Below are 10,595 nucleotides of genomic sequence, written 5' to 3'. Positions count from 1 at the left end.
CGGCGCGGTGGCCGGGCGCAGCGATACGGACGTCGACAGTCGCGCCCTTACCGGCCGGGTTGCGATCCTCGCCCGGCGCGGTGGCCGGGCGCAGCACGACGTCGCCGAGACGGTCGTCTCGCTGACCGAAGCCGTTGCGATCCTCGCCCGGCGCGGTGGCCGGGCGCAGCGATACGGACGTCGACAGTCGCGCCCTTACCGGCCGGGTTGCGATCCTCGCCCGGCGCGGTGGCCGGGCGCAGCCCCTCCCGGCGTTCTATGCGATGCTCGCCGACATCGAGTTGCGATCCTCGCCCGGCGCGGTGGCCGGGCGCAGCGTGGTGACCTGCTCACCGCCCACCCGCAGGTCCAACGGGTTGCGATCCTCGCCCGGCGCGGTGGCCGGGCGCAGCGATGATGTCCGACGCGCGGCGCGCGGCATCGGTCGGGACGTTGCGATCCTCGCCCGGCGCGGTGGCCGGGCGCAGCAGTGGTGCCCGGCGGGCCCATCGACATCCTCGACCTGAGTTGCGATCCTCGCCCGGCGCGGTGGCCGGGCGCAGCTGGAGCGGGTGCCGTCGTCGTGGGCGTCGGATGTGCCGTTGCGATCCTCGCCCGGCGCGGTGGCCGGGCGCAGCGGCATCCGGATCATGGAATGCGACGACGACATCCGTGTTGCGATCCTCGCCCGGCGCGGTGGCCGGGCGCAGCCCGCATCCACTGCACGGGCGGCTTCCGGCCCTACCCTGTTGCGATCCTCGCCCGGCGCGGTGGCCGGGCGCAGCATGCCGGCCGCCGCCGCCGTTCGTGAGCTGGGCGAGGTTGCGATCCTCGCCCGGCGCGGTGGCCGGGCGCAGCACTCGCGGTCCAGCTTGCGGGGGGTGTGGGCAACGGTGTTGCGATCCTCGCCCGGCGCGGTGGCCGGGCGCAGCCCGACAGCAGTTCCGTACCACGACCTCCGGCACCGCAGCGTTGCGATCCTCGCCCGGCGCGGTGGCCGGGCGCAGCCCGGACCCGCCACCACCCGGCCAGCTTCGGCGAGAAGGGTTGCGATCCTCGCCCGGCGCGGTGGCCGGGCGCAGCGGCCGGTCGTCGGCGTGACGCTCACGGCCGGCAGGAGTTGCGATCCTCGCCCGGCGCGGTGGCCGGGCGCAGCACGCGGGGGCGGTCGTCGTCCGCGACCACATCCGCCAGGTTGCGATCCTCGCCCGGCGCGGTGGCCGGGCGCAGCTTCTACCGGCCCTGGCTTGCCGCTTCGGTCATCAAGTTGCGATCCTCGCCCGGCGCGGTGGCCGGGCGCAGCGGTCATCGTCGGTGAGTTGGTCGACCGGGCGGGCGAGGTTGCGATCCTCGCCCGGCGCGGTGGCCGGGCGCAGCGACCGGTCCGCAGTGGGACCAGGTGCAGGCCCGCCTGTTGCGATCCTCGCCCGGCGCGGTGGCCGGGCGCAGCCTTGCCGAAAATCCACTGCATCAGCCCCGAGCAATCGTTGCGATCCTCGCCCGGCGCGGTGGCCGGGCGCAGCGGTTCACGAGCAGCGAATATAGCGATCAGGCGATCCTTCATCGACTTGCTCGCAGTCCGTTTTGTTTATCTGATCCAGGTTTATCACCTCGGAACCCTCCGCGTTTCTCGTGTCCACTGGGGGTTCCTAGATCACTAGGGCTCCGCGTGGGTCGATTGGTCGTGGTTTGCCGAGGTGTTCGACGTCGTCGAGGGCGTGGGCTGGTAGGTGGTAGATGCGGATGCTGTCCTGGGTGGGGTCGATGGCGTCATGGAGGGCGGCGACGAAGCGGACCTTGTCGGTGTCGCGGCAGACTACTTCGAAGACCGATTTCTGTACGCGGTGTCCGTACCCTTCGCAGATCTTGGCGACTTTGCGGAGTCGGCGTTGTCCCTGTGGGGTGACCGTTTCGACGTCGTAGGTGACGAGCAGGTCCACGTTCAGTTCACCGTCCACGGCTGGTAGGCGACCGTGTCTCCGCGAAGGTGGCGGGCGAGTAGTCGGGCTTGCACGAGGGGGAGCAGCGCGGCGGGGACCTGGCGGCCGAGTTGGGCGTGCGGCCAGTCGCGTTGTCGGCTCTGTTGCCAGGCGGCCAGCACAGTTTTGCGTCCGTTGTCGGTGAGTCGGTAGGCCTTGTTTGGTAGTTCTTCGAAGTCGGTGGGGGTCAGTTCGCGTCTGTTGAGCATGGTGAGGGCGAGGCGGTCTGCCAGGAGGGGGCGGAACTCTTCCATCAGGTCGAGGGCGAGTGCGGGTTTGCCGGGTCGGACGGCGTGGAGGTAGCCGATGTAGGGGTCGAGTCCGACCTGTTCGAGTGCACCCTGCACGGCGACGCGCAGCATGCCGTAGAGGAAGGAGAGTAGGCAGTTCAGAGGGTCGGTGGGTGGTCGTTTGTTGCGGCCGGATGCCTTCCAGTCGGTGTTGTCGCCGAGGAGGTAGGGCATGGCGGCGAAGTAGTCGCGTGCGGCGATGCCTTCGACGCCGAGGATTTCGTTGGTGCTGGTGGCGGTGGTGAGGAGTTCGAGTCGTCGGGCGAGGAGTTCGGCGGTGGCGCGTAGTGCGGTCTGTCGGTGGCCGCTGGTGTCCCGGGCGGTGCGGAGCAGCACTTGTCGCGCGTTGTGGATTTTGCCGGCGACGAGGGCGATCGCGATGGGGAGTTGGCGTTCCGGTGAGTCGGCGGCGCGGTGTTGGGCTTGGCGTAGCAGTGGGTTGCCGTGGGTGGGGCCGACCAGTCCGGCGCGGAATCGTCCGCTGCCGGTGAGCCAGCTGACGGAGCGGCCGTCGTCGGCGCAGCGCAGGAGCAGGTCGTCGGTGGGGGTGACGCCGCTGAACAGGACCAGGTGGTCGAGTCGGACGAGGGGTAGCAGGTGGCGTCCGGGTTGTTCGGGGTGGTAGATGCGCACGGTGTCGCCGTCGAGGCGCAGGCTGGTGCCGGGGGTCTGGACGTAGAGGGTGTTGAGGAGTTCAGTCACGCCACTGTCCCAATGGTCGTGGGGTCAACAGGTCGGGTGGGGTCTGCCGTTGGCCGTCGGTCAGTTCGGGGAGGCAGTCCTCGCGTAGGGAGCATCGCCGGCAGCGGGCGTCGTTGCGTGCCGTCGGCAGCGTCGGGGTGTGCAGCAGCCGGCGTACGGCTGTGGTGGCGGCGATGACCCGTTCGAGGAGGTCATGGTCGATGGGTACGGGGTGTCGGCGGCGTTCGGCGACGGAGTAGATGTATCCGGTGGGTACGTCGAAGCCGGCTTCGAGGAGGCAGAGGGCCTGTCCGCCGAGTTGTAGTTCGGCGGGGCCGCCGGGTTTGTAGCGTCCGACCTTGTATTCGACGGGTGTGGCGGTGTTCTTCTCGAACTCGACGACGTCGCAGATGCCGCGTAGGCCGTGGGTGTGGCTCCATACCGGGAGTGACCGGATGGTGGTGAGGCCTCGGCGGCGTTGGATGCCGGGTAGGTCGACGGTGGTGTGGCTCAGGTCGCCGCGTACCGTCTCGACGTTTTCGGTCCAGACGCCTTCGACGTGGATGAGGGCGGTCTGCCGGTGGCAGTAGGCGTAGTGCTCCAGCGCGGACAGCGGCACCTCCCGCAGGTCGGGGGTGCCGCTGTCCGTGGGGTGGTCGTGGGTCACGGCCAGAGGTCGACCAGCTTGGTCAGCTCGATGCCGCCGGGCAGCCCCGACTCGTCGATGCTGCGGGCGTAGTCGGTGTGGGCGCGGGCAGCCTTGTCGTCGTCCTTGCGCTTGACCGTGATCCGCTGGGTGAGGGCGGCCGAGGGTGCGGCTCCGAAGGCGTCGGGGTGGCTGAACACGTACAGCCCGCAGAGCTTCATCTCGCCGCGGCTGGCGGCCCGGTCGTGGTCGAACATGACGGTGACGGCCTGCCACAGCGCGGCGAGGTCGTCGCTGGTGACGCCGGTCTTCGCGGCGCGGGGTGCGGAGTAGAACAGGTGGGCGCGGTAGAGGCCGTACGGGACGGTCCACTTGGAGCCGATCTCGGTGCGCTCACCTTTGTCGATGTCGTCCTGGCGGGTCTGGGTGACCCGGGTGATGGTGTGGTCGGTGGGAAGGATCGGATCGATGCTGCGAGCGAAGGTGAGCTGGAGCGGGCCGCGGACCTGCCCGGCGCCGCCGCTCTTGCCGGTGCTGAGCACCGCGCCGAACATGCGGATGTCGAAGTAGTGCTGGCAGAGCCACTGCTGGGCGGCAGCGCTCTCCGCCGGGGTGGGCTTGTTACTGATCTTCGGCGGGTTGGCGGCGAACGCGCCGTCGATCCGGGTGTTCAGGGCGTGGCCGGCTTCGACGAAGATGCCGTAGCGCGGGTCGTCGCCACGCAGCAGCGACACGGTGTCACGGATCTTGCGTTTGATAGCCACGTCGGTGACGAGGCCCTGGCCGCTCTCGTCGTCGGTGCGGGGCTGGTTGCCGGCGTCCGGGTCGCCGTTGGGGTTGCCGTCGCTGACGTCGAACAGCAGGACGGCGTCGTGGCGGCGGGTCGGGTCGAGGTGTGCGGCGCTCATGCGTCGTCTCCTTCGTCGTCGGCAGTCGGTGCCACGTCGTCGGGCTCCGGGGGCAGGTCGGTCTTCTTCTTGTTCGCGGCGGCGGCGAGTCGTTCGGCCCGCATCTCGGCCCGCTGCTGGTGGTAGCCGAGGATGAACTGGGCCTTGTCCGTCAGCACTGCAGCGCTGGGGATCACGGCGAGTTGGACGAACAGGTCGTCGAGTCGCCGCTCGTAGGCGTCCGACCAGCCGGGCCGGCGCAGCGGGCCACGGAGGCGTTTGAGCCATGCCTGTACGTTGCGGCGGCCGGAGACGATGACGACCTGCGGGTTGTCGATGGCGCGGCCGAAGTAGCGTTCGGCGAACGTGGTGTTCAGCTTCTGGTCGGCGACCCGGAACACGGTGCGTTGCAGGTCGTCCATGACGGCGAAGATGCGGCCGGACACGTAGGCCGGCTGTTGGTGGGCGACGTTCAAGGTCGGCGTCAGCCTCTCTCGTTCATGCTCGGGCAGGGTCGGGTGACGGCGCAGGGCGAGCCGGATCAGCGCCGCGCGGCCGGGGTCGAGTCGGCCATCGATCCGGATGCGGTTGATGACGTGGTTGAGCAGCTTCGGCGGCAGCGGTCGCTTGAGCAGCGCGGCGCTGAGCAGCCGGTGGAACAGATCAGGTGGGCGGTGCTCTCCGGACGCACCGAACTTGGTCCAGGAACCGGGTGCTCCGTTGCGGCCGGCCTCGAACCGCCCCGCCACCCGGGCGAGTTGGGAAACCTTGATGGTGGCCACCTCACCAGTCCAGGCATCCACGATCCGGTGGTCGTCGAACCAGGCCCGGATGTTGTCCTTGACCCGGGAGATCGGCTGCTCGACCCAGTCCCGGACGACGACGCGGGCGACGTTGCCGCCCACTGTCACCGCGCAGTACCGGGACACCTCGTCGAGGGAGGCTTCCGCGCCGCTCGCCGGCCCTGCGATCAGGTGCTGGATGTGGCTGGGGTCCAACTGCTCGACGGTCGCCCACGGGTCGAAGGTCGACCCGCCCAGCACCCACCAGGCGAGCCGGGCGTTCTGCCCGGACAGGCTGGTGCTGTGCCGCGGATCGGACAGCAGTGCTGTCAGCGCGGTCATGAACTTCAGTCCACAGTCGGCGCAGATCGGGGTGTGGGTCAGGAACTTCTGCAACTCGTAGCCGTGGGTGGCCTCGTTCATGCTGACCAGCGAAGCGTTCTGGGTGGCTCCGGGCACCCATCGTCGAGGAATCTGCTGGGGAATCGTGTGGAGCAGTGGCTGCACCCGCCCGCAGACCAGACACAGCCCGGTGCGTCCGGAGCCCTTCCGATCGCCGGCGACCCCGGCCCAGAAGCGCTGCGCCGGGACAGCGTCCGCCGCGTAGACCCCGTCGACCCAGAAGCTGACCAGGTCTCCCCTGCTCCAATCGGCCGGCGGTAGAACCTTGTCGGTGTGCCCGTCGCGGTAGAAGGCGGCGATGGCCGGAGCAGGTCCGTCTGGTTCGGCTGCCGCCCAGTCGGCGATCAGGGCCCGGAAGGCGGTGTGCTGCTTGGCGACCCGTTCCGGTTTGGCACCTTCGGACAGCCAGCCGAAGAGGTACTCCCCCGTGTCGACCGCGAGCGCGGGTGAGATCCCGACGGTCCGGGTCACCGCCGGCACCAGCCGGGGCGCACCGAATCGGGAGTTCGGGTCGTCCTTGTTCGCCGTGTCGACCAGGCCGCCCTGGGGAACGCCGTCGGTGTCGATCTCCAGGCTCCACCGCACCGGCTTGCGGGAGTAGAACGGCGGGATGACGTCCTCGCTGGTGTCGGCGAACTCCACCAGCCGCTGCAACAGCACTAGAGCACCGGCCCTTCCACCGGAAGTGCCAGCTCTATCCCCCGTTCCGGCACGGACAACACCCCGGCGACCACCCGAGCGGCGAACCACTCCATCCGCGGCTGGGCTGTCTGACCGTCGCGGTGGATGGAATGCAGCATGATGCCGATCTCCTCGTTGACATCCGCCCGGGGCGTGTCATCCGGCCAGCCGAACTCCGCGCTGAACTCGCGCGTACCGAGATAGGGCTGCTGGAAGCAGGCACCCTTACGGACCCGTCGACGCAACTGATCCCGGTACGCCGCGACCGACTTGTCGGCATGCGCCGCCAGCTCGATGTGGGCATGGATCCGGTAGGCGACATCGCGCAGGCACACCGCATTGCGCTGATCACGGTGCGCCGCCGTGTCGACCCGGCGGGTGCCCTTGAGCGCCTCCGCCAACGGGGCGACATCCGAGGTTTCGTTCCGCCGGATCGTGAACTGCCGCACCGGCTTGAGCACCTCGATCGCCACCACCTGGTACCGCATCTCCGGCTTCCAGAAGATCGATTCGAGCACCCCTACCGCAGCAGACGGCGTCATCACCGGATAGCTGACCCGCTCCACCTTCAGCTCCGGCCGCGAGAACAACGCCGCCTCACCACTGACCTGCACCACCACCGGAAGATCACCCTCCGGGCTACGCCGCAGAGTCACCCCGTTGACCACATCCGTCGTCACCACACAGCCCCTCCCACGACAGCTCGTCGAACACGTGAACGAAGAGAGACCACCACAGAATCGGAGGCTCTCTCGCACAGCGAGTGCGACGATCCACGACCAGTGCGACTGGATCGGCGACACCACGCCGGTCCCACTCCAGGAAGGACTGACAAGAATCCGACTAGACCGGCGCCAAGGGGCGGGACTCCGTCCGACATGGACTGCAAAGTCCAAGTCGGACGTAGTCAATCCCCATCAACATCCACCCAAGGTTGCGATTCTCAGCGCCAAAGCGCTGCAGGTCACCTGCCTTGCAGGCGACTCTGAGACGCTACCAAACTTCCTTGGGTGTAGGAGCACGCGTTGCGGTGGGGTATAAAGATCCCGGCTGGGCGGGCACCGTCCCTCCAAACACGACGGTCCGCTGCGCCAACAGCGGACCGCCCAGCTCCCCCGCCATCCGTGAGACCGAAGGGAACCAGATGACAGTAAGGCAACGCCGCGCCTACAGGCCACCCGACGAGGGGCAAGAGTCCCACACCCCCTCCCCGCTTCCTTTGCGTTGGGTAGTGATATTGGCACTGAGCGTGGCGATCGGCATCATGATCGGCACCACCGAGAGTTTGCCCACCGGCATGGTTGCCAGCCTGATCGCGGCGGGAGGGCTGCACAAGATCATAAATTGATGCGGTTACCAGGTGAGCGCGCTGCGCGCTCACCTGGTGGCCTCACCACCGTCAGAAGACGAACTGCTCCAGGTTCGGGTCGAGGTTGATCCCCGTAGCGGGGTCGTACTCGCCGATCCACTCGACCAGCGCACCTCGCCGTACCTCGGTGCCGAGAATCGGCCGCAGTAGCGCCATCACACCGGTTTGGCGTAGGGCGCTGGGGTGGAGGTTCGTCGTGAACGGCTGCAAGCGGCGCAGCTTTGCCAACTCCCGGATCGGTGCATGGCGTAGGTCGACGATGAGCTGTTCCAGTTCTCCGCGCAGTTCGGGCGTCTCGGCCCCCTGGGGCGTCACCACGTTCACAGCGTCGTCATCGATCATCCTGAACGCCAGCTTCCGATCCCGCTGTTTGGTTTCCGCGTTCATTGGACCGTCTGCTACGGACTCGAACTCCCAGCGTTGTCGGGCTTGCTGGATGCGTTGCCCGATGTGCTGGCGGTCCGCAAGATTAAGCATGTCGTACACGTTGCGGTAGTAGCGTCCGAGCGCCTCGACATCGTCCGGGTCTGCCTTCTGCGGGCCGAACTGACGCCCGGTACAGCCGACCAGCGTCTTGTACGTGGGTGGTTGCCCGCCGTCCTGCGGCGCGAAGACGACCACCCGACCACCGTGGGCCATCCGTCCCTCGCGGTTGGCCCGCCCGGCTGCCTGCAGCAGCGAGTCCGCTGGCGCCATCGCCCGGAACACCACCGGGAAGTCGACGTCCACCCCGGCCTCGATCAGCTGGGTAGCCACCAGCAGGACACGCTCACCCCGGTCGAGTCGCGTGCGCACCTGCGCCAGTACCCGCCGTCGATGATCCGGACACATCCGGGTCGACAGGTGCCACGCCGCCCTCTCAGGCTCGCTGTCACTCCACCGCTCGAACACCGTCTTCGCGTCCGCCGTCGTGTTGACCACCACCAACGCCGATCGTTCACCCATGGCCTGGTCGGCGACGTCAGCCAGCGTCGGCTGCGGGTCGAGCTGCCACTCGTACCGCACCCTCCGTAGCTCACTGACCAGACGCGGAGTGTCGTGGATCAGATCCGTGCACGGTACGTCCTTGAACTCATCCAGCGCCCAGAAACTCGGCTGCGTCGCCGAGGACAACAGCACCGTCGTCCCGAAGTGCCGCACGAGAAGGCGAAGACCATCGAGGATCGGCGCGAGCATCGCATGCGGCAACGCCTGCACCTCGTCCAACACGATCACCGAGTTCGCCAGGCGATGAACCCGACGCATCGCCGACGGCTTACGCGCGTACAACGACTCGAACAGCCGGACGAAGGTAGTGACAACAAACGGCGCGTCCCAGTTCTCCGCAGCCAGCCGTGCCCACCGACCGGCATCCGGATCATCGAAATCAGCCTGACTGTGGTGCTCCAGCACGACCGGCTCACCACCGTCCTCATCCAACAACCGACGATAGACGGCGGCATTCTGCTCGGTGATGGTCAGGAACGGAACCGCCACGATTACCCGACGCAACCCATGCTTCTCCGCATGCCGCAGCGCGAACCCCCCACTCGCGAGCGTCTTACCAGCACCGGTCGGGGCACCGAGGCGGAACATCCCAGGCTCACGTTCAGCCGCCGCCAGACAATCCGCATAGACCCGCTCCCGTAGGCCAGCGACCGGCGAGTCACCGCGCCCTGAGAGTTCCTCACGACGCCGCTGCTCGAACACCTTGTAGAGATGACCGAAATTGGCATCCGCACGGACCAGAGGGCCGGTCAACCCCTGAAAGTGGGCGCCAGTGTCCAGGCTGTCCGCGTCGACCAAGGCGCTGTAGCACAGACGCAACGCCATCTCCCCCACCAGCGGATCTCCCCGCCAACCCTTAGGCACCAGGGAACCGAGGTCTTCTGGTAGATCAGGCAGCAGCCCAGCCAACTCCCGCTCAGCAGACATCACCTCCCCGGACCAGGCGGCAAGCCTCTGCCGCAACATTGCGCGAAGCGTAGGCGTATCGACGAGTCCACCATGATGACCGAAAATCGCACCAGCGAATAGGCCAAGCCCGCGCTCCTGCGCGATCCTCGTGCCCAGAGACTTGTGATCGATGCCCACCACCCCACCAGTGGACGCAACCGCAGCAAGCTTGCCCTGCCAGGCACAAGACGCCTTGCCCACATCATGCAACGCACCAAGCCAGTACGCCACCTCACCACCACCAAACGGAGCAGCAAAGCGTCGCGCCAACCCTGCCGTGCCATGAAGATGCTCTGCCAGAGAATGCCACCGGCCAGAGCCATCAGCCGGACTATGCGCCCAAAGAGTACCCTTACCAGACACGATCAGACCCCCACAAAAGATCATTACGATGCCCGCCACGCAAGCGGGGCCAGTCCAACTAAGCGACGCAATAAACGCAGAGATCCATTTGATACGGCTCCAACACGTCCCAATGCCGCAGGTCAGTGGCGGATCGCGCTACATGGTAGCGATCCGCCACTGACGCGATGGCCAGGCACAGCCGAACGGTCAGGCTGTAATGGCCAGGGCGGCGAATACTCGATCCTCGCCCGGCACAGCGGCCGGGCGTAACCGGGTCTGCCCGTCCCTCTCGTACTGCCGGGTCTTGTTACGATCCTCGCCGGCGTGGTCGCCGGGGGCAGCGCAGCAGCCCTACCCGTAGGCCAAGTCGGTGTCATGGTTACGATCCTCGCCCGGCGCGAGGCCGGGCGCAGCCACGTCGAACCCGTTCCGCTACTCGGTCGGCGGGGACGTTGCGATCCTCGCCCGACGCGATGGCCGGGCGCAGCCCCAGCAGGGTCGGCCCGTTCTCCGTCACGTAGTCAATGTTGCGATCCTCGCCCGACGCGGTGGCCGGGCGCAGCGCCGGAGTTGGCCAGGGCCCGCCCGAGGTCGGAGTAGTTGCGATCCTCGCCCGACG

7 protein-coding genes and 1 CRISPR repeat array are annotated in these 10,595 nt (G+C 67.9%); all 7 genes read right to left on the bottom strand.

What is annotated here, in order from left to right:
• Nucleotides 1-58 precede the first annotated feature (58 nt).
• Nucleotides 59-1,502: direct repeats of the CRISPR family, unit length 37 nt; unit sequence GTTGCGATCCTCGCCCGGCGCGGTGGCCGGGCGCAGC.
• Nucleotides 1,503-1,628: 126 nt separating this feature from the next.
• The 7 genes from cas2 to cas3 all read right to left on the bottom strand — a co-directional run bounded on the left by cas2 (nt 1,629) and on the right by cas3 (nt 10,018).
• Nucleotides 1,629-1,937, bottom strand: a complete 309-nt coding sequence (gene cas2 / locus AB0K25_RS13030; protein WP_363820210.1) for a CRISPR-associated endonuclease Cas2 — start codon at nt 1,935-1,937, stop codon at nt 1,629-1,631.
• Nucleotides 1,922-2,950: a type I-C CRISPR-associated endonuclease Cas1c gene (cas1c, locus tag AB0K25_RS13025; RefSeq protein WP_363820207.1), complete on the bottom strand. Its 1,029-nt coding sequence runs from the start codon at nt 2,948-2,950 to the stop codon at nt 1,922-1,924. The genes cas2 and cas1c overlap by 16 nt, the downstream gene beginning before the upstream one ends.
• A complete protein-coding gene (gene cas4 / locus AB0K25_RS13020) occupies nt 2,943-3,596 on the bottom strand; it encodes a CRISPR-associated protein Cas4 (protein WP_363820204.1) in 654 nt (217 codons plus the stop codon). Before cas4 ends, cas1c begins: the two co-directional genes overlap by 8 nt.
• Complete coding sequence (gene cas7c / locus AB0K25_RS13015) at nt 3,593-4,483, bottom strand: type I-C CRISPR-associated protein Cas7/Csd2 (protein WP_363820201.1); 891 nt, start codon at nt 4,481-4,483, stop codon at nt 3,593-3,595. The genes cas4 and cas7c overlap by 4 nt, the downstream gene beginning before the upstream one ends.
• The gene (cas8c, locus tag AB0K25_RS13010) at nt 4,480-6,306 is read right to left on the bottom strand and encodes a type I-C CRISPR-associated protein Cas8c/Csd1 (RefSeq protein ID WP_363820199.1); all 1,827 of its coding nucleotides are present in this window, start codon (nt 6,304-6,306) and stop codon (nt 4,480-4,482) included. Before cas8c ends, cas7c begins: the two co-directional genes overlap by 4 nt.
• A complete protein-coding gene (gene cas5c / locus AB0K25_RS13005; protein ID WP_363820240.1) occupies nt 6,306-6,995 on the bottom strand; it encodes a type I-C CRISPR-associated protein Cas5c in 690 nt (229 codons plus the stop codon). The genes cas8c and cas5c overlap by 1 nt, the downstream gene beginning before the upstream one ends.
• Nucleotides 6,996-7,726: 731 nt before the next feature.
• Nucleotides 7,727-10,018 (bottom strand): CRISPR-associated helicase Cas3', encoded by a 2,292-nt coding sequence (cas3, locus tag AB0K25_RS13000; RefSeq protein WP_363820237.1) that lies wholly within the window; start codon nt 10,016-10,018, stop codon nt 7,727-7,729.
• Nucleotides 10,019-10,595 lie beyond the last annotated feature (577 nt).

Origin of the sequence: Micromonospora sp. NPDC049257 (assembly GCF_040678915.1) — a bacterium.
GTDB classification, from domain to species: Bacteria; Actinomycetota; Actinomycetes; order Mycobacteriales; family Micromonosporaceae; genus Micromonospora; species Micromonospora antibiotica.
Note: the sequence above shows the minus strand (reverse complement) of the source record. Positions and strands in the feature narration are given on the sequence as shown.

Excerpts from the sequence above, each read along its gene's own strand:
- cas3 (WP_363820237.1), bottom strand. The coding sequence starts at position 10,018 with ATGATCTTTTGTGGGGGTCTGATCGTGTCTGGTAAGGGTACTCTTTGG.
- cas7c (WP_363820201.1), bottom strand. The coding sequence starts at position 4,483 with ATGAGCGCCGCACACCTCGACCCGACCCGCCGCCACGACGCCGTCCTG.